We start from the raw sequence: 25,653 nt of genomic DNA, 5'->3' as shown, positions 1-25,653 counted from the left end.
CCTTACGGTCCGATCCGAGCGCAGCTGATTCGTCCGGATCGGACCGGTCTGTCCGGACAGCCTTACTGTTGGGATGACTCTGACCCGGAGTTGCCCTCGGTGGTTCCGCCGTTGCCGCCTTCGGCCCCGCCTCCATTGCCTGAGCCCGAGCCGCTGCCGGCTCCTGACTCCTCCTGCGGGACTATCTGCTGCTGGTTGCGCTGCTGAGGCACGTATTCATAGTTGTAGTTGCGCCTGGGCGTATAGGAGTAGCTCGGCTTATACCCGGTGCCCCAGCTGCCGTCCGGTCCGCCGATCTTGCCATGGTCCTCGGCCGCGGGAAAACGCTCCACCGGGCTGTTGCCCAGGGCCGACTTCATGTACTGGGTGAACAGCTGGACCGGATAGAACTCGTTCTGATAGACATCAGGCACCTTGAGGGCACTGCCATCCTGACCTTGGTTCCAGACGGCGAAAGTGGTCAGAAGCGAGGGGGTGAATCCGATGAAGGAGATGGCTGTCTGATCGTTGGCTGTACCTGTCTTGCCGGCGATGGGCCGGCCCAGGGAACGTGCGTAGGAGGCGGTGCCGTACTGAACCGTGGTGGTCATGGCTTTCTGCAGCAGGGCCACCTGGTCGGCATTGAAGACCTGGTCCGACTGGATGGCCGCGGTGTAGAGCTCCTGATCCTTGCCGTCCTTGACCTGGGCCACCAGATGCAGCAGGGGTCGCTTGCCCCCGTTGGCCAGAGTGGCGTAGCCCTGGGTCACGTCATAGACCGAAAGAGCATCCAGACCCAGGGTGTCGAAGGTGGTCGTGTCGTCGATCTTGCCGGTGATGCCGGCCGTATGTGCCAGCTGGGCCGTCTTCTGGGAGGTCACGTGCTCGCCCAGATCCATGAAGACCGTGTTGACCGAGTTGGCGAAGGCCGAGTAGAGGTTGATGTACCCGTAGCTGACCTGCCCGGCATTAGCGACGGACTTGCCCACGCTGGAGAAGGTGCGTGGAGAGTTGCCATTGAAGACCGTGTTGAGGCTGACCCCATCCTGGATGGCTCCCAACAGGGTGTAGGCCTTCATGGTCGAACCCACCTGGAAGGTGGCCTGGTCCACATTGTTGAGCTGGTGGGTAAGATAGTCGTCCCCCGCATACAAGGAGATGATGGCGCCGGTCTTGGGGTCGACCGAGAGCCCTCCGGTCTGCAGGGTGGGCGGCTGGTGCTTGTTGCCGGTGGTTGGACTGGCCACCTGGAACATCAGATCCTGTTTGTCTTTCTGAATGGTGGTGATGATCCGGTAGCCGCCCGTGTCCAGGTCGTCTGCCGTGAAGGGGGCCTTTTTGCCGGAGGACAGTTCGTTGCGGACCATGCGCAGCAGGTAGCCGTTGGGCCCCTGGTAGACGTTCTCTGGCGAGTACTTGATGGTCTGCGGCATCTGGGCGCCGACCCGGTCTTTGTGGCTGATGTAGTGGTCCTCTTCCATGATGCCCAGCACCCGGTGGAAGCGCGATTCGGCCTGCTTGGGGTTGATCGCCGGATCCCAGGAGGCCGGGGCGGGGATGATGCCGGCCAGCATGGCCGACTCTGGCATGGTCAGGTCCTTGGCGTCCTTGCCGAAGTAATTCTGGGCGGCGGCCTGGATCCCGTAGGCGCCGCGGCCGAAGTAGATGGTGTTCATATAGTTGCACAGGACCGTGTCCTTATTCTCGGTCCTGGAGATCTTCAGGGAGAGGATGGCCTCGCGCAGCTTGCCCTTGTAGGAGGTGGTCTCGCCCAGATAGTAGCGCTCGGCGTACTGCTGGGTGATGGTGGAACCGCCCTGCCGGGTGCCCTTGGTCACGTTGTTGAGCAGGGCTCGGCCGATGCCCTTGAGATCGATGCCGTTGTCCTTATAGAAGGAACGATTCTCCGAGGCGACCACCGCATTGCCCACGTATTTGGGAAGGACCGTGCAGTCGATGATTTCCCGATTCTGGTCGGCGTAGGTTCCGATGGGGGTAGTGCCGTCCGCATAGTAGACCGTGGTCTTTTGCGCCAGGGCCTGCTTCTCCGGTGGGATGATCTCGGTGGTCAGATACAGGTAGGCGAAGGCCGCCGCCCCGGCCACCAGCACCAGTCCCAACAGGGCCAGGATCCACTTAAGCACACGATGTGACTTGCGACGTCGTCCCCGGCGGGGCCCGTTACCCCGGGGGTTCCGGTCGGCATGCCGCGAGGTGGGGATGTCGGTGCGATTGCCGCCCCCGCGCGACCCGGACTGGGCCCTGCGGGTGGGCGAGGTCGAACTGACTGAACGAGTCTGATTGGCCATGCCAACCACGCTATCCGGCAGGGCTGAAAACTGTTCGACCTAGGGCTGAACGTTCATCATTTTCGTACGTTTGTGCCCTCCCTGGAGGTATGTACTGCCGGCTGGCACGCATATGAGGCTCCATTCCATCATGCAATCCACCGGGAGAAGGTATGCTTAGGTTGGAAATAACTCAGTAAATCAGAGGAGTTTGTATGAGCATCCGTGTAGCTATAGCGGGCGTGGGCAACTGCGCTTCCTCGCTGGTACAGGGAGTCGAATATTACAAGGACGCCAAGGATGATGACAAGATCCCCGGCATCATGCACGCCAACTTCGGGGGCTACCGCATTCGTGACGTGGAGTTCGTGACAGCCTTCGACGTGGATTCCCTCAAGGTCGGCAAGGACCTGAGCGAGGCCGTTTTCGCCTCGCAGAACAACACCTACAAGTTCTGCGACGTTCCCAATAAGGGCGTGGAGGTCCTGCGCGGGCCGACCGGCGATGGACTGGGCGAGTACTACAGCAAGATGATCACCGAGTCGGATGCCGAGCCCGTGGACGTGGCCCAGGTTCTGCGTGACAAGAAGGTCGATGTGCTGGTCTCCTACCTGCCCGTCGGCTCCGAGCAGGCCGACAAGGCCTACGCCACCGCCGCCATCGAGGCCGGGTGCGCCTTCGTCAACTGCCTGCCTGTCTTCATCGCCTCCGACCCCGAGTGGGCCCAGAAGTTCCGCGATGCCGGCCTGCCCATCGTGGGCGACGACATCAAGAGCCAGGTGGGCGCCACCATCACGCACCGCGTCATGGCCCGCCTCTTTGAGGACCGCGGCGTGCGTCTGGATCGCACCTACCAGCTGAACGTGGGCGGCAACATGGACTTCATGAACATGCTGCAGCGCTCTCGCCTGGAGTCCAAGAAGGTTTCCAAGACCCGTGCGGTCACCTCCATCGTTCCTCACGATATGGATCCCCACAACGTCCACATCGGTCCCTCCGACTATGTGGCCTGGCTGGATGACCGCAAGCTGGCCTTCGTGCGTCTGGAGGGCACCACCTTCGGCGATGTCCCGCTGAATCTGGAGTACAAGCTGGAGGTCTGGGATTCGCCCAACTCGGCCGGCATCGTCATCGATGCCCTGCGTGCCGCCAAGATCGCCCTGGACCGCCACCTGGCCGGCCCGGTGCTGGCACCCAGCTCCTACTTCATGAAGTCCCCGGCTGTTCAGCATGAGGACAACGAGGCGCGCCAGCTGGTCGAGGATTACATCGCCGGCAAGGTGGAGGGCGACGAGAGCGCCCTGGATGCCGATGTCAAGGCCGCCAAGGAGAACGGCAAGGACGTCTGGCACGCCTGAGCCTGCAGATTCTGCCTGATTGATGTCTGGGGGGCGCCTCTTCCGAGGTCGTCCCGAAGGCATGAATGGTAGATGCCTGGTCTGGAAAGAGGCCGGTCGCTTTTCATGGGCGGCCGGCCTCTTTGTATTCTGAACGGGGCACAGTGTTTTCGGATTTGCTGACTCAACCTGGCGCTGGTCTCTTCAGTCTCAGGCTCCCTTCAAGGATTCCCTCTGAATTGCCCCTGGAAGATCGTCAGGAGTGCGATCAGGGTTTCAGTCCTTGGTGTGGCCTACCAGGGGGGCGATCCGCTTGTCCCAGGCATCCAGAGCTGAATTGATGACCTGGTGCATGTCATAGTAGGCGTAGGTGCCCAGGCGGCCGCCGAAGACCACCTTCGGCTGCTGGGCTGCCAGCTGCTTGTACTGGGTGTAGAGGGCGCGGTCGTCGCCCGTGTTGATGGGGTAGTAGGGCTCGTCGCCCTTGCCGGCGAAGCGGCTGTACTCCTCCCAGACCACGGTGCGCTCATGGTTCTGCCGGTCGTAGCGTTCGGGGTTGAAGTTCTTGAACTCGATGGCGCGGGTGTAGGGCACGTCGGGATCGGAGAAGTTCATGACCGGGCAGCCGAAGTGGTCGTCCTCGTCATAGCGGCGCTCCTTGAAGTCCACGGTCCGCCATTTGAGCTCGCCCAGGCGGTAGTCGAAGTAGCGGTCGACCGGGCCCGTGTAGACCACGGGGACCTGTCCGACCAGAGCATCCCGGTTCCAGGGCTGGGAGTCGTCAAAGAAGTCGGTTTTCAGGCTCACCTGGATGCGCGGGTCGTCGATCATCCTCTCGAACCAGGCCGTGTAGCCGTCCTTGGGCAGGCCCTCCCAAGTGTCCTTGAAGTAGTGGTTGTCGTAGTTGAATCGCACCGGCAGCCGCTTGATGATGGAGGCGGGCAGCTGTGAGGGGTCGGTCTGCCACTGCTTGGCCGTGTAGTTTTTGATGAAGGCCTCATAGAGGGGGCGGCCGATCAGGCTGATCCCCTGATCGTTCAGGTTGCCCGGGTCGGTCCCGGCCAATTCGCCGGCCTGTTGACGAATCAAATCCCTGGCCTGCTGGGGGGTGTAGTGGGCGTGGAAGAACTGGTTGATGGTGCCCAGGTTGATGGGCAGAGGATAGACCTCGCCCTTGTGGGTGGTGTAGACCCGGTGGGTGTAGTCGGTGAACTCGGTGAAGCGATTGACGTACTCCCAGACCTTGCGGTTGGAGGTGTGGAAGAGGTGCGCGCCGTACTTGTGGATTTCGGCCCCGGTCTCCTTATCCATGTAGGAGTATGCGTTGCCGCCGATGTGGTCGCGCACGTCGATGATCTGCACCCGGGCTCCACTGTGCTCGACCGCCTGCTGGGCCACGGTCAGGCCAAACAAGCCAGCGCCTACAATCACCAAATCAGCATCCATGTCAGCCATTCGTCTTCTGCCATCCATCCCTTGTCGCTGTGATGCCGGGGTGCCTATTGTCTATTGTCAGGGTCCGGCATGATCCGTGATCAACCGCTGGAGTACGGCGATCCTGTTGTTTACATGCTAGCGTACGGGCCTGGTTGGGGAAACGGCGGGCGGTGATGTCAACTGAATGCGCACCTGGCATGGAGGGTTCGGTGCTTCTTGGTGGACAAGTGGAATCTGTCTGCTATCATAGTGACTTGCTCTCACGTGGCGTTATGTCACCCAATCCCCCCAGGGCAGGAATGCAGCAAGGGTAAGTGGCCTCTGGCGGGTGCGTGGGAGTTTTTTCATAGTTGTCCTGCCTGGGCTGGCTGAAGTCGTGAAGGGAACGCGTCCGTCGGACGGGGTGTCGGCTGTCGACCCAGGGGTTGGTTAGAGTCTTGAGGTATGACCAACAAGCACAAGCAGGGCGAGGCCCAGGAAACCTGGTACAGGGATCCGAATGAGCAGACCGAAGCGGACGGCAGCCATGTTGACCGGGATCCTTTGACGTCTCGCCCCCGGATTTCGGCTCTGGTTCTGTGCCTGGTCGCCGGCCTGGCCTGCCTGGGTCTGGCGGCTCTGGTCTGGTGGGCAGCTGTGTGGACTGTTCCCGGGCAGACCTATGACGACATGGCCCTGACCAACTTCCGCGGTTTCCTTGATCAGGCGCCCCTTGTCAAGGCTTATCTGGGACTGTTCGCCATGCCCTATGTGACTGTGGTGATCTGCGTGGTGCTGGGCCTTGCAGCCCTGGTGGTTGTTCTGGTCAGGCGCCGGTGGTGGCTGCTCGGCCAGGTAGCCGTTTATGCTCTGGTAGTCTACGGGGCGGCGCGCATTCTCAAGCGCTTCCTGCCTCGCCCGGTGCTGATCCATTCTCAGGCTTCCACAGCCAATTCGGCCCCCTCAGGGCACACCATCCTGGCTTTGGCGGTGGTGCTGGCTCTGCTCTGTGTGGTGCCGCGTGTTTGGAGGGCTCCGGTCGCCTTGGTGGGGTTCGCCTTTGACCTGTCTGTGGGCTGCTCGTTGGTGCAGGGAGGCTGGCACCGCCCCTCAGACGTGGTCATGGGCGTGCTTATTTCGGTCGGTCTCTGCCTCATTGCTCTGGCCGTCACTCGTGGCACCGGGATGGACGTTCCTGGAACCAGGATGTCCTCGGCTTCGATCCAGATTGTCGCCACCTTGATGCTGGTGGCAGGGTTCCTGGGGATGCTCTATGCCTGCTATGTCATTTGGCAGGTCAGCCCTGGTCTGGAGATCGGCGCTCGGTGGGCGGCCTACGGGGTTCATTGCTCGGCCGTCATACTGATGGCCTCCCTTCTGTCGCTGACCCTGGGGCTGGTTCTGGCGCTGAGGCAGATCACGGCCTCGCCTCTGACCAGGATGGGCCTTGTCGGTCGGCCTCCGGCTCCTCCCCAGAATGACTGAAGTCAGTCTCTGAGCGTACCGAACGTCTTTGGTTCATCCACTGTCGACCCCAGGGATCCACACCCGTGCACATGACCCCTTGATTTGCATGGTGACGGAACCTCGTGAGTAAGATGGCGTGCGAAAGACCACAATATAAGGAGAGGCCATGGCATCCGGCAATAAGCTCGTCATTGTTGAGTCGCCAACCAAGGCAAAGAAGATCGGCGGGTACCTGGGTAAGGGCTACACGGTCATGGCCTCGGTGGGTCATATCCGCGACCTGGCCCAGCCATCGCAGATCCCGGCCTCCCAGAAGAAGGCCTACGGCAAGTTCGGCGTGGACGTGAACGATGGCTTCAAGCCCTACTACATCGTGGACGATAAGAAGAAGCACACGGTGTCCGAGCTCAAGAAGGCGCTGAAGAACGCCGACGAGCTCTATCTGGCCACTGATGAGGATCGGGAGGGGGAGGCCATCGCCTGGCACCTGGTCCAGACCCTCAAACCCAAGGTGCCGGTAAAGCGCATGGTCTTTCATGAGATCACCCCAGAGGCCATCAAGAATTCGCTCAAGCACACCAGGGACGTGGATGCCCACATGGTGGATGCCCAGGAGACCCGCAGGGTTCTGGATCGGCTCTATGGCTATGAACTTTCACCGGTGCTCTGGCGCAAGGTGGGTCCGGGGCTGAGCGCCGGGCGCGTCCAGTCTGTGGCGACTCGGCTGATTGTGGAGCGCGAGCGTGAGCGCATGGCCTTTGTCAAGGCCTCCTACTGGGATCTGCTAGCGCATCTGGTGCAGGAGGATGCTAGGGAATCGTCATCGTCGGGCGGTTTTCAGGCGCGGATGATCGGCCTGGGGGATCAGCGGCTGGCGGTCTCCAAGGACTTCACCTCCAAGGGTCAGCTGACGCAGGCTGCAGCCAAGGAGCAGGTCCTGCAGCTGGATGAGCAGCACGCCCGAAGCCTGGCTGAGACGCTGAAAAATCAGGACTTCACGGTGACGGGTATGGAGACCAAGCCCTACCGGCGGCGCCCCCAGCCCCCCTTCACTACGTCTACCCTGCAGCAGACGGCAGGCAACCGGCTGGGCATGAGTTCCCGGGCCACCATGCGCGCTGCCCAGGGGCTCTATGAGAACGGGTTCATCACCTATATGCGTACCGATTCGGTCACTCTCTCCCAGGAGGCCATTGCCGCTGCTCGCAAGGGGGTCGAACGTGAGTACGGGGCCGAGTACCTGTCGGCTGAGTCCAAGCAGTATGTGACTAAGACTGCCGGGGCCCAGGAGGCCCACGAATGCATCCGGCCCGCCGGTTCCACCTTCCACAGGCCCCAGGAGCTGGCCGACCGTCTGGCCCCTGACCAGCTCAAGCTCTACACCCTGATCTGGCGGCGCACCCTGGCTTCGCAGATGGCTGACGCCACCGGTTCCACAGCCACCATTCGCCTGTCGGCGCAGGCGGGCAAGGAGGGCACAGCCCTCTTCCAGGCTTCAGGCACCGTCATCAAGTTCCCTGGCTTCCTCAAAGCCATGGGTGCAGGCTCTGAACAGACTGATGAGGATTCTTCCCTGCCTCCGGTCCAGCAGGGGGACGTGCTTCGTGCCGCCTCCCTAGAACCTGAGGGGCATGAGACCCAGCCGCCTGCACGCTACACCGAGGCATCACTGGTCAAGACCCTGGAAGCCAAGGAGATCGGCAGGCCTTCCACCTATGCCAGCATCATCTCGACCATCATCGATCGCGGATACGTCTACGAGCGTGGTCGCGCGCTGATCCCCTCTTGGCTGGCCTTTTCAGTGGTCAGGCTGCTGGAGACCAATTTCCCCAAGTACGTGGACTACCAGTTCACGGCGCAAATGGAGAACGGCCTGGATATGATCGCCCATGGCAAGGAGCGAGGCAAGGACTGGCTGACCCGGTTCTACTTCGGCTCGGGCCCTGGCGCCGCTCAGAACGCTGACCAGGCTCATCAAGGCTTGCAGGAGCAGGTGGCCCAGTTGGGAGACATCGACGCTCGCAAGATCAACACCATCGAAATAGGCGATGGCCTGCAGGTGAGGGTCGGCCGCTATGGCCCCTATCTTGAGGATACGGCCGACTTGGATGCCGACGGCAACCCCAAGCGGGCTTCGTTGCCACCAACCATGGCCCCGGACGAGCTGACTGTGGCAGCGGGCCATGAGCTGATTGCAGCCAACGCAGGCGGTCCTCGTCAGCTGGGCAAAGATCCGGAGACCGGCGGTCGGGTCGAGGTGCGCAAGGGCCGATTCGGGCCCTACGTGGCCCTGATCAGCCCCGAAGAGGATGCGGCCGAACAGAAGAAGCCTGCCACTAAGACTGCACGGACGGCCAAGCGAACAGGTCCTAAGCCCAAGATGGCCTCGCTCTTCAAAACCATGGATCCGGACACGGTCACCCTGGAGGATGCCCTGAAGCTGCTCAGCCTGCCCAGGACGGTGGGCAGCATCGAGCTGACCGATGCCAAGACTGGAGCAACCAGCCAGGCCACAGTCACAGCCAGCAACGGCCGCTATGGTCCCTACCTGACGGCCACCAAAGCCGACGGCGGCACCGAGACGCGTTCGCTGACCGACGAGGACCAGATTTTCACCATTGACCAGTCCGGGGCCAAGGCCCTCTTCGACCAGCCCAAGTACGGACGGCGTTCCCGGAGCGCGGCCAAGCCTCCTCTTCGTGAGCTGGGTACGGACCCTGACAGCGGCAAACCCGTCACCATCAAGGACGGATTCTACGGCGTCTACATCACCGACGGGCAGACCAACAGGACCCTGCCCAAGCAGTACACGGCCCAGTCCATCGAACCGGAGGTGGCCTTCCGACTGCTGGCAGAGAAGCGTGCGGCCGGACCTGCCAAGCGGCGCGGCCGGACCGCTCGCAAGACGACCGCACGAAAGTCTACTGCCCGCAAGTCGGCCACTCGAGCCCGCAAAACCACAAAGAAGGCCAAGGCCACCAAGACTTCCAAGACTACGGAGCATCAGGCATGAGCGATGGTTTGTTCATTTCCTTCGAGGGTGTGGACGGGGCAGGCAAGACCACCCAGGTCCAACGAGCACACGATTATCTGCAGGAGTGCGGCCTGCGGTCCCTGGTCACCCGCGAGCCAGGAGGCACTCCGGTCGGATTGACCATCCGGGAACTCGTTCTGCACGGCTTGGCCGCCTTTCCTTCTGTTGCCGTGACCGGGGGTACCGACGTGGTTGACGCCTCCGACGATCTGGCCCCCAGGACCGAGGCTCTGCTCTATGCAGCGGATCGTGCCGAGCATGTGGCCCAGGTGGTGCGTCCGGCTCTGGAGCGAGGAGACATTGTGCTCTGCGACCGGTACCTGGATTCCTCAGTGGCCTATCAGGCCGGAGGCCGTGATCTGTCGGCGGATGTGATCCGTCGGCTGAGCCTGTGGGCCAGTCAGGGTTTGCTGCCCAAGCGCACCTACCTGCTGGATGCGGATCCGTCTCAGTCCAAGTCGCGTCTGAATCATGAGCCTGATCGTCTGGAGTCGGCTGGCGACGATTTCCAGCAGCATGTGCGTCAGGCATTTCTGCAGCTGGCTCACAATGAGCCCGACCGGTTCCTGGTTATCGACGCTACCCAGCCCATCGACCAAGTCTGGCAGATCATCCAAGATGATTTGGACAAGTTGGTCGAAGGACGCGAGCCGGATCTGCCGCAGGTTGACGATGAGAATGATGATGCGCAGGACGATGTCGACGATGATGAATCGGCTGCAGGATACGAGGACGATGAGCAGGATGCCGAGTCGGACTGGACTGAGGCTGCGGATGCGTCCGATCAGACACCGGAGGCTGGTCTAGGCCAGGACGACCAGTCCATGGATGCGGGCACAGTCGGCGGGGATGCTGACGACGATTCGATTCCTGCGGATTCACCGGCCCGCTGGCTGCTCCGGTCCCGGCTCCTGCGGAAGACCCGATGAGCGTCTGGGATGCCATTGTGGGCCAGCAGCCCACGGTCGATCTGCTCAAGCGGACGGTGGCCGCTCAGGCGCAGGGCCATGACGAGGTGGCGCAGTCCTGGCTTATCTGCGGCCCTCCTGGATCAGGGCGCTCCAATCTGGCCCGGGCTTTCGCGGCGGCCCTGATCAGTCCGGATCAGGGGCTGAGCGACCAACCCACCCGCGTCACCCAGCAGGTCCTGGCAGGAACCCATCCGGATGTGACCATACTGTCCACCAACAAGGTCACTATCGGCATCAACGAGGTCAGGGAGCTGATCATGACCTCGGAGCAGATGCCTTCAACCTCGCGCTGGCGGGTCATCATCATCGAAGACGTGGACCGGATGCTGGAGCGGACCACCAACGTGCTGCTCAAGGAGATCGAGGAGCCGGCTGAGCACACTATCTGGCTCCTGTGTGCACCCAGCGCCCAAGATGTGCTGCCCACCATCCGCTCGCGGACCAGGGTGCTCAACCTGGCGGTGCCGTCCAACACTGCTGTGGCCGATTTCCTGACCGATCAGGTGGGTGTGGACCGGCCTCTGGCCGCCAAGGCCGCCCGTCTGGCTCAGGGGCATATCGGCATCGCCCGTCTCTATGCCACCAAGAGTCAGGTCCTGGCCGACCGCGATGAGCTGGTGGTAGGTCTGCTGGGTCTGCGGCGTGCCTCGGATGCCGTGATCCTGGCAGCTCGGGTGGTTGATGCGGCCCGCGATCAGGCCACCGCCACCGTGGACGATGAGGTGGCCAGGGACGAGCGGGAGTTTCGGCAGATCAACGGGCTCAGGGACAAGGAGCGCATTCCCCGGCAGCTGCGCGGGGCCTACCATGCCTTGGGGGGCAAGGATCAGGTCCGTCGGCGGGTCACCAGGCTGACCCGGGATGTGCTGGACCGCAATCTGAGCACCCTGGCCAGCGTCTACCGGGATGTGGGCGTCCTGCAGAACGGTGCCGAGGAGAAGGCCGGCTTGGTCAACCTGGAGAATCGGGCGGCAATTGCCGATCTGTCCGTCAGACTCTCCAGGCAGGGGGCTATCGACCGCATTCAGCTGATCGCCCGGGCTCGCAGGAGACTGGCTGCCAACGGTTCGCCACTCCTGGACTTCGAGGCCCTTTTCTGCACCCTGCTGGTCTGAGTGCAAACCCAAGGGTTCATCAGGCGAAAGTGCCTGGCGAGGTCATGTCGCTGCTGCCGATCCTTGGCGACCAGGTCGATTCCCTGCACTCCAGTGCCGGCGGCAGAGCCACGTGGGATGGCAGAATGGACTGTCCCTTGGCGTCGATCAGCCGCAGGGCCTCCTGGACGATGCCCTCCAGGGGAGTCTTGACTGCGGTCAAGGTCGGACTGCTGACCAGGCAGGCCGGGCTGTCCACGAAGGCGGCCACCTTGACTTGGTCGGGAACCCGGAAGCCCAGTTGGTTGCAGGCCATCAGAGCGCCCAGAGCCAGCGAGTCGTCCCCGCAGATGATGGCATCGGGACGGTCGTTTCCCCCGCTGAGCATGGTTACGACGGCATCGTGGCCGCGTTGCATGCTGCATGGGCCGAACTGGACCCAGTCCGGCTGAGGAGTCATCCCCAAGGTGTTGGTCAGGGTGGAGAAGGTCGTGAAGAGCTCGGTGGCAGCGCTGGTGCTCAGCTCGCGGCTCAGATAGGCCACAGCGTGCGCGTTCTGTTCTGCTAGGTGGGCGATGATCAGCCGCATGGAGGCGGCCTGGTCCGTGCCGACCCAGCTGGTGTGGTAGGAGACCGGTCTGCCGCCGACCTGAACGATGGGCAGCCCGGATGGCAGGTCGGCGGGCATGCCGACCGGATCGTCGTCCAGCGAAGGAACGACGATGATTCCTTCGACCTGTCGGGCCGCCATGGACCTGATAGCCGCCTCGCGCTCCTGGTCGCCCCTGACGGATATGACCAGCAGGTAGCGGCCCTGCTCGGTCAGCCTTCTGCTGAGCAGATCCAGGATGGACCCGTCTAGGCCGGTGGAGGTGCCGCACAGAACCAACCCTATGGTTCTGCTACGGTCCGAGCGGAGCGCGCTGGCAGCAAAGTTGGCCGAATAGTTGAGCTTCTCGGCCGCAGCTCTGACCCGGCGGCTGATGTCGTCATTCTTGCGTCTATGGCCGGAAAGGACGCGGGACACAGTCGCCGTCGAAACTCCGGCCAGAGCTGCGACGTTGGCAATGGAAGGCTTATTGTCCGCCGTGTTTCCCATTGGTTCCCTCGAAGGTCCTCTCCACGGATGTCGGCTGCGGCTGGCGGTGGCGTTACTCGGCCTGGGTCAGCTTGGTGACCAAGGAATCGGCCACGGACTCGGCATCGTCACCATCGACGGTCACGGTGACCTTGTCGCCCTTGGCGATGCCCAGGCTCATGACCATCAGAATGCTGCCGGCGTCCACGGGATTGCCCTCGCCCTTGGCTATGGTGACCTTGCATCCACTGGATGCGGCGGCCTGCGAGAATTCCGAAGCGGGCCTGGCGTGAATGCCTACCGGGTCGGTGATGACGGTGGAACGTTGTGCTGTTGCCATGATGACCAGTTCTCCTGAAGATACGGCCGGTCTTGTTGAACCGGCATGTCGAGTGATGAATACGCTGGTTATCTTACCACTGTCAAAAAGGAATTACAGAAAACGATTACCGTTGAAAAACAAATGAATTTGTGTATACTGAACATCGTTGCTTAAAGAACGTTTCCACTGCCGTTGCTCAGCTCGCCTCAGGGGCGGCCTACACGCAGTGGCCAGGCACTAAGGAGTGCGACATGGAGATCCAAGGCGTGGGCATTGGCCGCGGCGTTGCCGTTGGCCCGGTTATCCATATGGCGGCCGGACTGGATGTGCCCGGTGATGAGACTAGGCCTGAGAACCTGACAGCGGATGCTGAATTCGGCAGGGTCGAATCCGCTCTGGCATCAGTCAACAAGGATCTGCTTGCGCGCGCCAAGGCGGCCCAGGACGGGCAGGGGGCCAAGGATGCCGCTCCGATACTGACTGCTCTGGCACAGATGGCCCAGGATCCGGCCCTGAAGACTTCGATCCGATCCCTGCTGGATGGTGGCAAAACCGCCGAGCGATCCGTCTATGAGGCTTTCGCCGACTTCGAAGGCAAGCTCCAGGCCATCGGCGGCTACATGGGGGAGCGGGCCAACGATCTGCATGACGTGGGCCAGCGTGTCATCGCCAATCTGCTCGGGGTACCGGCCCCGGGCGTGCCGGAAAGCGACAAGCCATTCGTCCTGGTCGCCCCTGACCTGTCCCCGGCCGACACCTCCAGCTTGGACATGACCAAGGTGCTGGCCATCGTCACCATCGAGGGCGGTCCGACCAGCCATACCGCCATTCTGGCCCGGTCCAGGGGGATCGTCGCTGTCGTAGGCGCCCAGGATGCAGCAGGGCTATCCGACGGACAGACGGTCATCGTCGATGCCGCAGCCGGTAAGGTGACGGCCGATCCCACCTCGGAGCAGATCGAGAAGGCTGAGCAGGCCCGTCGCGAAGCTGATCAGGCCAAGGCTTTGCGAGGCCGTCCCGGTCAGCTCAAGGATGGAGCCAAGATCCCTCTCCTGGCCAATGTCGGTAAGCCTGCGGATGCTGATCCGGCCCTGGAGTACGGAGCCGAGGGCGTCGGACTCTTCCGCTCGGAGTTCCTCTTCCTGGGCAACGAGCAGGCGCCCGGCATCGAGGAGCAGGCCAAGGCCTACCGTGCTCTTCTTGAACGCTTCCCTGGCCGTAAGGTGGTCATCCGTCTGCTGGATGCCGGGGCCGATAAGCCTCTGCCCTTCCTGACCCAGGCCGACGAGCCCAATCCCGCCCTGGGGCTGCGTGGTCTGCGCACACTCAAGGTCCACAGCCAGGTCCTGGAGGATCAGCTGGAGGCCTTGGCCCGGGCCGATGCCGAGACCGATGCCGACCTGTGGGTCATGGCGCCCATGGTTGCCGACGAGCATGAGGCCGACTACTTCGTCCGTCTGGGCAAGAGCAAGGGGCTCAAGCGCGTGGGCGTCATGGCCGAGGTTCCCTCGATTGCCTTGATGGCCGACAAGGTGGCCAAGGTGGCCGACTTCGTCAGCATCGGTACCAACGACCTGACCCAGTACACGCTGGCCGCCGACCGCACGCTGGGTTCGGTCGCCTCCTATCAGACCGCCTGGCATCCTGCCGTCCTCAGGGCCATCAAGCTCATCGCTGATGCCGGTCAGGCCAATAACATGCCTGTCGGAGTCTGCGGCGAGGCTGCTGCCGATCCGGACCTGGCCGTAGTTTTGGCCGGCATCGGCGTGACCAGCCTGTCCATGACTCCGGTCGCCCTGGATGATGTCCGCGCCGAACTGGCCAAGCACACCATGGACGAGGCCAAGGCGCTGGCCGCCAGGGCTCTGGACGGGGAGTTCTATCATCCCCAGGGGTGGTGAGCAGTCGGCCGGATTCACACAAATCCACCGGATCCGGTGCAATCGAGCAAGTCAAACAGCACGAGCAAGGAGCAGACATGACGGATTTCCAAGCCTTCCTTCCCGACACATCCTTCGCCCTGGATGTGCCGGCGACTGACTGGCGGGATGCCATCCGCGAGGCGGGCGATAGGCTGGTGGCCTCCGGGTTCACCACCGATGCCTACACGGATCAGATGATTGAGACCGTCGAGAAGATGGGTCCCTACATTGTTATCGCCCCCGGTCTGGCTCTGGCCCATTCCCGGCCCAGCGAGGCGGTCCTGGGAACCGGCCTGAGCTGGGTAAGGCTGTCCACGCCTGTCGAGTTCGGCAACAAGGCCAATGATCCGGTCTCCCTGGTGATCGGTCTGGCCGGACGGGATGAGCAGGAGCACCTGCAGGTGATGTCCGCCATCGCCGGTGCTCTGACCGACGCGAAAAAGACCCAGCAACTGGCCAAGGCCGGCACCCCTGGCGAGGTCCGCGCCATTCTTCAATCGTGAACAAGAAGCAGTAAGAGCAAACAAGGAACAAAGGAGCAACTCATGGATATTCTCTGCGTATGCGGCAACGGCATCGGCACATCGGTCCTGCTCAAGGTCAACGTCGAGCAGGTGGCATCGGAGCTGGGCATGGATGTGACTGTGACCACCTCTGACGCGGGCAGCGCCAAGGGCACGGCCAACATGAACGACCTGGTGCTGACCTCGCCTCAGCTGGCGCCCGAGCTGGAGGGGACCACTACTCCGGTCGAGACCGTCCAGAACTTCATGGACAAGGACGAGATCAAGGGCATTCTGGAGCAGTACGCCGACTGATGCCCCCCGGCGGGCATTCATCATCGCCAGGCCGATGGAACGCCCGCTCTTTCGAGTTGAGAACTAGAGAGAATAGTTAAGGACAAATAATGAATGTCTTCCTTGCGGTGCTGAACTTCATCAGCCAGGAGATTCTGAATGTGCCCGCCTACCTGATCGGCATTGTGGCGGCCATCGGCCTGATCGCCCTGAAACGGAGCGCAGGCCAGGTCATCTCAGGTGCCCTCAAGGCGGCCATGGGCTATCTGATTCTGGGTGCCGGCGCCACTGTGGTGACCAACGCCTTGGATCCCTTCGGCAAGCTGGTCTTCAAGGCCACTGGCGCCCACGGGGTCGTCCCCACCAACGAGGTGATCGTGGCCCAGGCCTCCAGCCAATTCGGCGCTGCCTCTGCCTACATCATCGTGCTCAGCTTCATCGTCATGATCCTGCTGGCACGGTTCACTCCGCTCAAGTACGTCTTCCTGACCGGCCACCATATGGTCTTCATGTCCACCCTGCTGGCCCTGGTCCTTTCGATCGGGTTCGGCAAGGGCAACAACCTGCTCATCGTGCTGATCGGCTCCCTGCTCATGGGCGTGATCATGGTCGCCATGCCAGCCTTCGCCCAGCCGTACATGAACCGGGTGACCGGCAGCGACAAGCTGTCCATCGGCCATTTCAACACCTTGGGATACGTGGTCTCGGGCGCGGTCGGCAGTGCTGTGGGCAAGAAGTCGCGTTCCACCGAGGACATCGACTTCCCCAAGGGGCTGAGCTTCCTGCGTGATTCCATGGTCTCCACCACCCTGCTCATGGTCGTCCTCTACCTGGTCTTCGCTGTCTGGACCGCCTTTGTGGTGCCGGCCAAGGCCGCTTTCGCGGTCTTCCCATCGCACCCGGCCAACTGGGGAGCCTTCTTCATGGCCGCCTTCGCCCAGGCTTTGCAGTTCGGCATCGGCGTGAGCATCATCCTCTACGGCGTCCGCATCATCCTGGGCGAGCTGGTGCCCGCCTTCCAGGGCATCGCCAACAAGGTGGTCCCCGGCGCCCGTCCTGCACTGGACATCCCCATTGTCTTCCCCTACGGTGCCAACGCATCCCTGATCGGCTTCCTGGCCTCCTTCGCCGGTGGTCTGGTGGCTCTGGTCATCATCGCCGTCTGGCTCGGGCCTGTCTGGGGTCTGGCCCTGATCCTGCCGGGCATGGTGCCCCACTTCTTCGATGGCGGCGGTGCCGGTGTCTTCGGCAATGCGACCGGCGGCCGCATCGGAGCCGTGGTCGGCGGCTTCATCAATGGTCTGCTGATCACCTTCCTGCCGGCCATCCTGATGACGGTTCTGGGCAGCTTCGGCCTGTCCAACGCCACCTTCGGCGATGCCGACTTCGCCTGGTACGGCACCGTGGTCGGCAAGCTGGCCCAGCTGGGTATCCCCGCCGGGGCCGTGGTCCTGGTGGTCCTGGCTGTGGTGATCTTCGCCCTGGCCTGGATCTGGCAGGTCAAGGTGGTCAACACCGGATGGATGCCTGCCGCCAAGCATGCTGAGTTCATCGCTGATGTCGAGGCTAAAGAGAAGGAGGCCAAGGCTCAGGCTCGTGCAGCCGCCAAGGCCGCCCGCGCCGAGGCCAAGGCCGCCAAGGCAGCAAAAGCCGAATAGGCATGTGCAAGCGCGCCCTGCAGGCGCCAGGAGAAAGGTCCTGCTGATTTCTTTCTCCGTCCCAACTCAGAGTCGCCCGTTTCCTTTCTGCGTGGAGGGAAACGGGCGACTCTTGTATTTTGACCCAGCGCGATGGGCTTTATTGCTCCAAGCGTCTTTAACGGATGAACTTGACCCCGTCACTGGAGCGGGCGAGAATCGAACCATGAGGATTATCACAGATTTCGGCACCATTCCCGATCGGTACGCCAAGCGTGCCCCGCAGTCCCTTACGCGCAAGGGACGTCCTGTAGTCTCCTTCCCCTTCCGGCTTGAGGATGTACCCCAGGAGGCTCGTTACCTGCATTGGATGCTGGTGGATCCTGATTCCGTGCCGGTCTGCGGCTTCCCTTGGATCCACTGGTCCCTGGCCAATCTGCCTGTTGGCGCTCTGGCCGCCCTGCAGCCTGATGAGGCTGACAGTTCTGTTCTGGCCATTCCCGAGGACTTCTCCAGAAACCTGCCCAATCTGATTCCCGGTGTGCCTCAGGGCCGGACTTCGGCCGCCTCCCCGCTGGTCATGGAGGAGGAGATCGCCGACGATCCCGCCGTGCTCATGCGCTACAACGGCCCCACCCCTCCAGATCAGGTTCATGACTATGTGCTGTCGGTCTGGGCCACGAAGGAAGCTCTGCCGAATCTGGAGGAGGGATTCTGGCTGAACGCCCTGGTCCATGCCGTTCATTCCGCCCAGCCTGTAGCCGCTGCAGCTCGGGTTTGGCTGCCAGCCGATGCATGAGAATTTGATTTAGCGCACATCCCCTGATATTGGGACCGATATTGGGGCGGTCTGGCACTAGAGTGAGGCCATGCCCCAAGTGCGCAGACGGCCGTCATCCCTGCCTGCCCACGCAGTCGGTTGGAACGGCATTCCCCGGCATCCGGACTGGTGATGACAGTTGACCGCAATCAGACAAAGGAAGACGCTTATATGCCCTGCACCACGCTTCTGATAGGCAAGCACGCCAGTTATGACGGATCCACCATCATCGCCCGAAATGAGGATTCAGCCAACGGGGAGTTCCGTCCCAAGCGCTTCGTCCTGGTCGCTCCCGACCAGCAGCCACGGCACTACCGCAGCGTGATCAGCCACTTGGAGATGGATCTGCCCGAGGACCCCATGCGTTACACCTCGGTGCCCAATGCCGTGCTCGACCAAGGGCTATGGGCCGAAGCAGGCGTCAACAGCGCCAACGTGGCCATGTCAGCCACTGAGACCATCACTACCAACGAGCGTGTGCTGGGCGCCGATCCGCTGGTGGAACTCACCCCCGCCCAGGGCCGTCCGGGCGATGAAGGCTACCTGGCCGAGGTACCCGGGGGCATCGGCGAGGAGGACCTGGTCACCATCGTCCTGCCCTATATCCGCTCGGCGCGGGAGGGTGTCCTGCGGCTGGGTTCCCTTCTTGAGCGCTACGGCACCTATGAGATGAATGGCATTGCCTTCAGCGACGTGGACGAGATCTGGTGGATGGAGACCATAGGCGGCCATCACTGGATCGCCAAGCGGGTGCCCGATGACTCTTATGTGACCATGCCCAACCAGCTGGGCATTGACGAGTTCGATCTGGACGACGCCTTCGGGGAACAGACCGATCACCTTTGCTCGGCCGACCTGCGGGAGTTCATCGCCGACAACCACCTGAATCTTGCCGTGGAGTCGGCCTCGCCCTTCAATCCGCGTGATGCCTTCGGATCCCATAGCGATTCGGATCATGTCTACAACACGCCCCGGGCCTGGTATATGCAGCGCTTCCTCAACCCCTATGACGAGATCTGGGACGGACCGGATGCCGATCATGCCCCCACCAGTGACAACATCCCTTGGTGCCGCCAGCCCGAGCGTCTGATTACCGTGGAGGATGTCAAGTATCTGCTCAGCTCCCACTACCAGGGCACGCCCTACGATCCCTATGGGCGGACCGGCGACGAGCACACCAAAGGGCTCTACCGGCCCATCGGCATCAACCGCAACGACCAGCTGGCCCTGATCCAGCTGCGCCCCTACCGGCCTGAATCCTGCCGGGCCATCCAATGGATGTCCTACGGATCCAACGCCTTCAATGCCTTGGTTCCTTTCTATGCCAATGTGGATCGGACGCCCGACTATCTGGCCAACGCCACTGACCGGGTCTCCACTGACAGCCTCTACTGGTCGGATCGGCTGATCGCCGCCCTGTGCGATTCCGAATTCGCAGGCACCTCGGCGGCTGTCGAGCGTTACCAGCAGAGCGTGGGCGGCGAGGGCCACCGGCTGATTGCCGCCGCTGACGAGCAGGTGGCACGGCTGGAGGGCGCCGACCAGGGCACCGACAACGCCGAGGTGCGCCAGGTGCTGGAGGCCGCCAACCAGGACATGGCCGACCGTCTGCGCAAACAGACCGATGACCTGCTTGGCCAGGTGCTCTACACGGTCAGCATGGGCATGCGCAACGGCTACCACCTGTCCGACAACTGAGCCATCCGATTTGCAAAAACCATTAAGGAGGAGAGCCTCATGAGGGGTTTCGATGATTATGTCAGGCCATATGGCTTGTTTGACAAGATCGATGCCTTCGGCTATTTGAAGGATCTGAGGGAGCATCCGGATATGCCGCGCAAGCAGGGCCGAGTGCTGTTGGTGACCGCCGACACCCCGCTCAAGGCTTCGCGAGGGGAGGGCAAGACCACGACCACCATCGCCCTGATCGACGCTCTGCGCGCCCGGGGGGTGGATGCTGCGGCCGTCCTGCGTCAGCCCAGCATGGGCATCACCGCAGCTGGATCCAAGGGTGGCGCCTCCGGTGGCGGCAAGTCTTCCCTGACGCATCCTGAGCTGGTGGACTGGGGTCTGTGCGGGGAGATGGCGGCTATCGAATCCGCACAGAACCTGTTGGTCTCCTTTGCAGAGAAGGCTGTGGACGAGGGCCGGCTGGACACCGTCCTGGTGCCCCGGGTCAGCGAGGTGCCTTCGCGGTCCCTGCGGCAGATCACTGTGGACCGAGGCAAGGGCGATCTGCCCGAGCGGACCGTGCTGACGCCAACCTGCGAGCTCATGCAGATCGTCGTGCTCTCCCGGAGCATGGAGGAGATAGAACGGCGTGTTGCCGCCATGGTTGCGGGGACCCTGGACGGTCGCCCGGTCACCTTTGGTGAGTTTGTGGACCTGTGGCGGATCACCGGCATTCTGACCGACGCGGTCAAGCCTGCCTTCACTCAGACCCTGGAGGGTTCACCGGTCTATGTGCATGGCGGGCCTTTCGCCAACGTCTCCATCGGCATCCCCAGCCTGGTGTCCGTGGAGATGGCCTGCGCCCGGCACGACGTGGTCGTCGTCGAGGCGGGCTATGGAGCTGATGCCGGTGCCCAGAAGTGGCTGGACATCGCCGCCCGCGAATATGGGGCCCAGTGGCCTGCCGCCGCAGTGGTCGTCACCCGTGCCACCACTTGGCGGGACGATCCCAAGCTGCGCTGGCGCTATCCCTTCCACGTGCATCGTCTGGAGGGACTGGGCATCCCCACCTTCCCGCTGATCAACCTCTGGGAAGGCGAGGACGATCAGGTGGATTCCCTGCGGGAGACGGCCGACGGTCTGGGCTTCCGCAGGCCTATGGCGGGCAACCTCTTCCGTGATGGGGGCAAGGCCCTTGAGCCTCAGCTGGATGATCTGATCAAGGCCTTGCAGGAGCCTGCGAAGGGCCAGGCGGATACGGCCAGCCTGCATGATATGTCCGTGCCGGATCGGATTCGCTGGATCGCCAAGAGCGCCTACGGGGTGCCGGCTGATCGGGTTGTTGAGCGTGAGGGCTTCCAGGACAGCCTCCAGGCGGCCTCAGACTTGTGCAGCAAGGCAGGCATCTCTCTCGAGGATCTGGTGGTGGTGGCGGTCAAGTCGCCGGCCACCATGACCGACGATGACCGAGCCGACCAGGACAAGCGCACAGTCACTCTAAAGAAGGTTGAGGCCCATACGGGGGCCGGTCTCCTGCAGGTGAACCTGACCACCTCCCTGACCACGCCCATGCCCAAGATCGTCTGAGCGGGCTATGCATGGATTCGGCAGACCCGTGACGCGCCGTGTTGCGGGTCCGCAGAAACCGTGTATAGTATCTACTTGGCTCTTGAAAGTGCCCTGCCCCTATAGCTCAGTTGGCTAGAGCAGCTGACTCTTAATCAGCGTGTCCGGGGTTCGAGCCCCCGTGGGGGCACAGAGTCAAAGCCCTACAGCCGCAAAGGCTGCAGGGCTTTTCCTTTATTCGAACCAAGGCCCGCAAGCTCCAAAATGTATACTAAATGTATACTAAATTGCAGCAGGGGAATTCTGGCACTCTCGACCTAAGATGAGACCTTGCCGAAGCGGGACGCTTTGAGGTCTGTTGATTAATCGGCTGGCGTGTTCCTCACGTTGCCTGTCTGCCGCCCTTTACCTACGCGGCGGTGGTCGTGAGGTATCTTGATGATGGCAGAAGAGCAGGGGGCCTGCTCTCTTGGGTAGGCATAAGGGGGCTGGCGTTGACGTATGTGACCATTCGCGATGTGGCCGAGCGGGCGGGGGTATCGCCTACCACCGTCTCGCAGATCCTGCACGGCAAAGGCCGTTTTTCACGAAAGACCAGAGACTTTGTGTTGAGCATGGTCAAGTCCATGGGTTACGTGCCTGACTCCCGGGCCCGGGCCATGCGCTCTGATCCGGTCAAGACCGTGGGGCTGCTGGTGCCGGACTTGCGCAACGCCTATTTCGCCGACATGGTCGCCTCCATGGAGGAGGAGCTCTATGCCCGCGGCATTTCGACGCTGATTGGTTCTTTCGGCGAGGATTCGGCGCGACAGGACTCTTTTTTGCGCAACATCATGGGCCAGCGGATCGATGGGGCCATCGTTGTGCCCAAGGGGGTGCCCACCCATGGCATCGAGGATGTAGTCAGGTGGGGGCTGCCCCTGGTCTTCGTGGATCGACGGGTGCCAGGTCTGGCTTCGGTGCCTTACATCGTTTCGGACCCCAGCCAGGGTATACGTCAGGCCCTGCAGGCCCTTTTTCAGAAAGGTCATCGACGCGTCGGATTCGTCTCGCATTCCTCGCTGGCTTCGACCACCCTCTATGAGCGGGAGAGCGCCTTCCGTGAGCTGACTGCCGAGATGATGCCGGATTGTGACTGCCCGGTCGTGGATTGCCAGGGGGAGTATGACTCGCGTGTGGCGGGGCTGGATGTGCTGATGGCCCACCAGGTCACGGCTGTCATCTTCGGCTACTCGCCGGACGCCATCACCATGATCGGGCTGATGCAGAAGCGTCAGCTCGTCATTGGCGTGGACATCTCGGTGGTTTCCTTTGATGACATCGAGGTCTTTCGGCTTATGACTCCGCAGGTGTCGGTCATATCCCAACAGGCCCAGGAGATGGGTCGCCGAGGTGTGCGGGAGGTGCTGGAGCTGATCGGGGCCCGTGAGGATGCCGCTGACGATGACGGGAAGGTTGCTTCGCCACAAGAGGCCAACGACAGCAGGGAGCGGCACATGGTCGCTATTCCTACCATCTTCATTGCCAGGGATTCGATCGGCCCGATGCATCGGAACTGATTGCAAGGCCTTATACCATACCTGATATTGGATATCCGGTATTGACGCGCCGCTGTTGACAGCGATGATTTAACGTTTTATCGTAATCATACGACAGCGATAAAACGTTAAACCAATGGCGTGAACGCTGTACACCGGATGATGATGAAGCGTCGACTTTCCGTGGAATTGCGGGGGAGAGTAATGCCGGCCATCAACCTCACGGTCACGGCGACCGAGCGGTGGATGACCGCTGATGCGGGAATCGATGCTGACGAGAATGTCGCGTGACAGCTCGTCTGATTCCGGTTGACGGAAGTTCCGAGAGGAACGGAAACGAGGAAATCAATGGAGAGCCGGAAGAAATCAATTCTATGCGTTGACACGGGTGTGGACGATGCCCTCGCACTTTGCTATGCCCTGTCTCACGAGGATCTTGACCTGATCGGGATCTGTGCCTCCTATGGCATGGCTACTGTCCCCAAGACCTACTCCAACACCAAGCACATTGTGAGCATGATGGGTCGAGAAGACATCCCAGTCTATATGGGTAGTGAGAAGCCCTTGAGCCGTACCCGTGAATACAACGGCATGTTTCATGGCATGGATGGTCTGGGTAATCAAAATCTGCCCGACATCAGTGGTGACGCCCAGCCCGAAGAATCCATAGACTTCATCATCAACAGCATCAAACAGTATGGTGATGATCTGCAGATTATCACCACAGGTCCCATGACTGATATGGCCAAGGTGCTCATGCGCTTTCCCGAAGGCACTATACCAACTTTTACATTAGTGAGTATGGCGGGTGCGGCTATTACGCCCGGTAACAGCGGCCCCTATGGGGAGGCTAACGCCAAGGCCGATCCGGAGGCTTCTAAAATCGTGCTGGAGTCTGGTGTAAACCTCACCATGGTTGGTTTGGATGTCACTAGGAAGACTCTGCTGACCAAGGAAAATCTGGAAGTCTGGCAAGGTTACGATACGCCCATGGCGCATGTGCTGAGCACGGCTGTTGAGTTCTACCTAGCTGAGTATAAGAAGTATCACCCGTATCTGGCTGGATGTGCATTGCATGATCCCCTGGCCGTCGGCGTGGCCATTGATCCGAGTCTGGTCACCACAATTCCCATGAATATGACTGTGACCACAACCGGCGAGGCGATTGGGAACACTATTGAAAATCTCGACAAGGTCGCGGAAAAACCGACGACCAAAGTCGCACTGCTGGTCGATGCCGACCGGTTCATGAAGGATTTCTATGGCCACGTCAACGCGGCCCTGCAGTGAGTAGAGGGAATGCAATGAACGAGACAACTCAAAAGCAGCGTGAGGAGTCGCTGATTCTCAAAGCGATGCCTTTTATGATTTTTCTCTGCTTCATGCAGGTGTTCAGCGATCAGATGTTTGGGATCGTGTCGCCTGATATCGCCAAAACTTTTACGCTGACGCCGGCTCAGGTAGGTTGGTTGACGACTATCGCCTCGTTGGTTTTCGGGGTCGGAGGAGCAATTTACTCGACTCTGTCAGATGATGTGTCACCTCGGAAATTATTTACTTTTGGAACTGTGATGTTCGGCTTGGGGTCTCTGTTGATGGTGGCCTTGCAGTTCTCCTTCTGGCTGATTATCGTCGCCAGGTCCATCCAAGTAGTGGGTGCAGCGGTTATACCGGGCTGCTTCGTGGTTTTTGTGCGCAAGTATCTGTCTGCTGATAAACAAGCGAAGTATCTAGGCTTCAATACAGCCATGTTCCAGCTCTCAGCCGCTCTAGGCGCTGTGTTTGGCGGCATGATCAGCAAGTACATGTCTTGGCAGGTTACGATGATCATCCCTGTTCTGGTGCTGGTCGCACTTCCTGCTTTGCGCAAATATTTGCCTGACACAGCCAAAGCTGATGAGGGACATACATCTCAGCGAATCAATATTCCATCGGTCATTGTTTTCTCTGCAGCGTTCGCATTGATCTTGCTGGCCATTAACAAGAACACTCTTCTATGGTGGGGAATAGCCGTGCTGGGTGTGGTTGTTTACGTGATTTGCTCGAAACTCGTTTCCAATCCCATTATTGATATTGCGCTGTTCAAGGTGCCCAAGCTGGTAACGGGTTCTTTGGTGGGTGCCATCGTCTATGGGACGCAGTCGGCTTTCTTCTTCGTCTTCCCGTTCCTGATGCAGGCCAATTATGATGTCAGCAGCGCCACAGTCGGCATGATGTATCTGCCGGCTAATATCTGTGCCTTCTTGTCAGGCATGTCCTCAGGTTTTATCACCAATAAGGTCGGTGCCAAGAAAGGCTTCCAGATCGGGTGCGCGGTTATTCTGCTCTCGCAGCTAATGTTCGGTTTCTTCATGGGTGGCAATATCGCCTTTATGTGGGTGGCGTTGGTGCTCTTCGGTGTTGGGTACACCATCATTTATCCTGCCTACAATTCAATCCTGCCTAATGCGTTACCCAATGAGGTAGTCGGACGTGGTATGGCGGTCAACAATCTGCTAAAGCGACTGGTGCTTACGGCTATGATCGCCGCCTCAGGTGTGCTCATTTCCGGGTGTGCCCTAGGCAAGCGGTTGGTGCCGACCATGGGCCACACGGATAAATCATTCATCTATTCCAATGTCTGCTTCATCTTTGCGGTGGTCATTGTCATAGGCATGGTGTCCTACTACTTCGTCTTCAAGAACGTGGAAGAGGACAAGCAGCAGGCCTAACGAGA

The 25,653-nt window shown here is 61.2% G+C and carries 18 protein-coding genes, 1 tRNA gene, 1 other RNA gene and 1 pseudogene; 17 read left to right on the top strand and 4 right to left on the bottom strand.

Annotated elements, in window-relative coordinates; translation table 11 throughout:
• Positions 1–62 precede the first annotated feature (62 nt).
• Positions 63–2,288, bottom strand: coding sequence for a transglycosylase domain-containing protein (locus tag RAM15_RS07750; protein WP_306221419.1), 2,226 nt, complete (start codon positions 2,286–2,288; stop codon positions 63–65).
• Positions 2,289–2,482: 194 nt separating this feature from the next.
• Between RAM15_RS07750 and RAM15_RS07745 the strand changes: the two genes are divergently transcribed.
• Positions 2,483–3,625: an inositol-3-phosphate synthase gene (locus tag RAM15_RS07745; protein WP_306221418.1), complete on the top strand. Its 1,143-nt coding sequence runs from the start codon at positions 2,483–2,485 to the stop codon at positions 3,623–3,625.
• Between the two features lie 255 nt (positions 3,626–3,880).
• On the opposite strand, the gene glf is transcribed toward RAM15_RS07745, so the two are convergent.
• Positions 3,881–5,059, bottom strand: a complete 1,179-nt coding sequence (glf, locus tag RAM15_RS07740) for a UDP-galactopyranose mutase (protein WP_306221417.1) — start codon at positions 5,057–5,059, stop codon at positions 3,881–3,883.
• Positions 5,060–5,295: 236 nt separating this feature from the next.
• Here glf and ffs point away from each other — a divergent pair.
• From ffs to RAM15_RS07715, 5 genes and pseudogenes are all read left to right on the top strand, one after another.
• An RNA gene (ffs, locus tag RAM15_RS07735) (signal recognition particle sRNA small type) lies at positions 5,296–5,386 on the top strand.
• A gap of 99 nt (positions 5,387–5,485) precedes the next feature.
• Complete coding sequence (locus RAM15_RS07730; protein ID WP_306221416.1) at positions 5,486–6,505, top strand: phosphatase PAP2 family protein; 1,020 nt, start codon at positions 5,486–5,488, stop codon at positions 6,503–6,505.
• 148 nt (positions 6,506–6,653) lie between these two features.
• Positions 6,654–9,500 (top strand): type I DNA topoisomerase, encoded by a 2,847-nt coding sequence (topA, locus tag RAM15_RS07725; RefSeq protein WP_306221414.1) that lies wholly within the window; start codon positions 6,654–6,656, stop codon positions 9,498–9,500.
• Positions 9,497–10,156 (top strand): annotated as a pseudogene (tmk, locus tag RAM15_RS07720) (dTMP kinase); the annotation flags it as partial. The gene topA and the pseudogene tmk, both read left to right, overlap by 4 nt.
• A gap of 290 nt (positions 10,157–10,446) precedes the next feature.
• Entirely contained in the window at positions 10,447–11,607 is a 1,161-nt protein-coding gene (locus RAM15_RS07715; RefSeq protein WP_306221413.1) for a DNA polymerase III subunit delta', read from the top strand.
• 19 nt (positions 11,608–11,626) lie between these two features.
• On the opposite strand, the gene RAM15_RS07710 is transcribed toward RAM15_RS07715, so the two are convergent.
• Both RAM15_RS07710 and RAM15_RS07705 read right to left on the bottom strand, forming a co-directional pair.
• The gene (locus RAM15_RS07710; protein WP_306221412.1) at positions 11,627–12,685 is read right to left on the bottom strand and encodes a LacI family DNA-binding transcriptional regulator; all 1,059 of its coding nucleotides are present in this window, start codon (positions 12,683–12,685) and stop codon (positions 11,627–11,629) included.
• Positions 12,686–12,737: 52 nt separating this feature from the next.
• Entirely contained in the window at positions 12,738–13,004 is a 267-nt protein-coding gene (locus RAM15_RS07705) for an HPr family phosphocarrier protein (protein ID WP_024626952.1), read from the bottom strand.
• A gap of 233 nt (positions 13,005–13,237) precedes the next feature.
• Here RAM15_RS07705 and ptsP point away from each other — a divergent pair, with 233 nt between their 5' ends.
• From ptsP to RAM15_RS07650, 11 genes are all read left to right on the top strand, one after another.
• Positions 13,238–14,887 carry a phosphoenolpyruvate--protein phosphotransferase gene (gene ptsP, locus RAM15_RS07700; protein ID WP_306221411.1) on the top strand — a complete coding sequence of 550 codons (1,650 nt, stop codon included), beginning with the start codon at positions 13,238–13,240 and terminating at the stop codon, positions 14,885–14,887.
• Between the two features lie 77 nt (positions 14,888–14,964).
• Complete coding sequence (locus tag RAM15_RS07695) at positions 14,965–15,411, top strand: PTS sugar transporter subunit IIA (protein ID WP_306221410.1); 447 nt, start codon at positions 14,965–14,967, stop codon at positions 15,409–15,411.
• A 42-nt stretch (positions 15,412–15,453) separates the two neighbouring features.
• Positions 15,454–15,726 carry a PTS sugar transporter subunit IIB gene (locus tag RAM15_RS07690; protein WP_024626949.1) on the top strand — a complete coding sequence of 91 codons (273 nt, stop codon included), beginning with the start codon at positions 15,454–15,456 and terminating at the stop codon, positions 15,724–15,726.
• Positions 15,727–15,815: 89 nt separating this feature from the next.
• A complete protein-coding gene (locus tag RAM15_RS07685; protein WP_144084940.1) occupies positions 15,816–17,363 on the top strand; it encodes a PTS ascorbate transporter subunit IIC in 1,548 nt (515 codons plus the stop codon).
• A 205-nt stretch (positions 17,364–17,568) separates the two neighbouring features.
• On the top strand, positions 17,569–18,141 hold the full coding sequence (locus RAM15_RS07680; RefSeq protein ID WP_306221409.1) for a YbhB/YbcL family Raf kinase inhibitor-like protein: 573 nt from the start codon (positions 17,569–17,571) through the stop codon (positions 18,139–18,141).
• Between the two features lie 192 nt (positions 18,142–18,333).
• Positions 18,334–19,860: a C69 family dipeptidase gene (locus tag RAM15_RS07675; RefSeq protein ID WP_306221408.1), complete on the top strand. Its 1,527-nt coding sequence runs from the start codon at positions 18,334–18,336 to the stop codon at positions 19,858–19,860.
• 39 nt (positions 19,861–19,899) lie between these two features.
• On the top strand, positions 19,900–21,420 hold the full coding sequence (locus tag RAM15_RS07670) for a formate--tetrahydrofolate ligase (RefSeq protein WP_306221407.1): 1,521 nt from the start codon (positions 19,900–19,902) through the stop codon (positions 21,418–21,420).
• A 95-nt stretch (positions 21,421–21,515) separates the two neighbouring features.
• Positions 21,516–21,589, top strand: a tRNA-Lys gene (locus RAM15_RS07665).
• 313 nt (positions 21,590–21,902) lie between these two features.
• Positions 21,903–22,958: a LacI family DNA-binding transcriptional regulator gene (locus RAM15_RS07660; protein WP_306221406.1), complete on the top strand. Its 1,056-nt coding sequence runs from the start codon at positions 21,903–21,905 to the stop codon at positions 22,956–22,958.
• Positions 22,959–23,285: 327 nt separating this feature from the next.
• Positions 23,286–24,227 (top strand): nucleoside hydrolase, encoded by a 942-nt coding sequence (locus RAM15_RS07655; protein ID WP_306221404.1) that lies wholly within the window; start codon positions 23,286–23,288, stop codon positions 24,225–24,227.
• Between the two features lie 14 nt (positions 24,228–24,241).
• On the top strand, positions 24,242–25,648 hold the full coding sequence (locus RAM15_RS07650; protein WP_306221403.1) for an MFS transporter: 1,407 nt from the start codon (positions 24,242–24,244) through the stop codon (positions 25,646–25,648).
• Positions 25,649–25,653: the final 5 nt, after the last annotated feature.

Origin of the sequence: Bifidobacterium asteroides, assembly GCF_030758775.1 — a bacterium.
GTDB lineage: Bacteria > Actinomycetota > Actinomycetes > Actinomycetales > Bifidobacteriaceae > Bombiscardovia > Bombiscardovia kimbladii.
This window is presented reverse-complemented; position numbering and strand designations above follow the sequence as displayed.

Coding starts and splice junctions, on each gene's coding strand:
- RAM15_RS07745 (WP_306221418.1), top strand. CDS start 2,483: ATGAGCATCCGTGTAGCTATAGCGGGCGTGGGCAACTGCGCTTCCTCG.
- topA (WP_306221414.1), top strand. CDS start 6,654: ATGGCATCCGGCAATAAGCTCGTCATTGTTGAGTCGCCAACCAAGGCA.
- RAM15_RS07685 (WP_144084940.1), top strand. CDS start 15,816: ATGAATGTCTTCCTTGCGGTGCTGAACTTCATCAGCCAGGAGATTCTG.
- RAM15_RS07650 (WP_306221403.1), top strand. CDS start 24,242: ATGAACGAGACAACTCAAAAGCAGCGTGAGGAGTCGCTGATTCTCAAA.
- RAM15_RS07705 (WP_024626952.1), bottom strand. CDS start 13,004: ATGGCAACAGCACAACGTTCCACCGTCATCACCGACCCGGTAGGCATT.
- RAM15_RS07680 (WP_306221409.1), top strand. CDS start 17,569: ATGAGGATTATCACAGATTTCGGCACCATTCCCGATCGGTACGCCAAG.
- ptsP (WP_306221411.1), top strand. CDS start 13,238: ATGGAGATCCAAGGCGTGGGCATTGGCCGCGGCGTTGCCGTTGGCCCG.
- RAM15_RS07655 (WP_306221404.1), top strand. CDS start 23,286: ATGGAGAGCCGGAAGAAATCAATTCTATGCGTTGACACGGGTGTGGAC.
- RAM15_RS07695 (WP_306221410.1), top strand. CDS start 14,965: ATGACGGATTTCCAAGCCTTCCTTCCCGACACATCCTTCGCCCTGGAT.
- RAM15_RS07750 (WP_306221419.1), bottom strand. CDS start 2,288: ATGGCCAATCAGACTCGTTCAGTCAGTTCGACCTCGCCCACCCGCAGG.
- RAM15_RS07675 (WP_306221408.1), top strand. CDS start 18,334: ATGCCCTGCACCACGCTTCTGATAGGCAAGCACGCCAGTTATGACGGA.
- RAM15_RS07715 (WP_306221413.1), top strand. CDS start 10,447: ATGAGCGTCTGGGATGCCATTGTGGGCCAGCAGCCCACGGTCGATCTG.
- RAM15_RS07730 (WP_306221416.1), top strand. CDS start 5,486: ATGACCAACAAGCACAAGCAGGGCGAGGCCCAGGAAACCTGGTACAGG.
- glf (WP_306221417.1), bottom strand. CDS start 5,059: ATGGCTGACATGGATGCTGATTTGGTGATTGTAGGCGCTGGCTTGTTT.
- RAM15_RS07710 (WP_306221412.1), bottom strand. CDS start 12,685: ATGGGAAACACGGCGGACAATAAGCCTTCCATTGCCAACGTCGCAGCT.
- RAM15_RS07670 (WP_306221407.1), top strand. CDS start 19,900: ATGAGGGGTTTCGATGATTATGTCAGGCCATATGGCTTGTTTGACAAG.
- RAM15_RS07690 (WP_024626949.1), top strand. CDS start 15,454: ATGGATATTCTCTGCGTATGCGGCAACGGCATCGGCACATCGGTCCTG.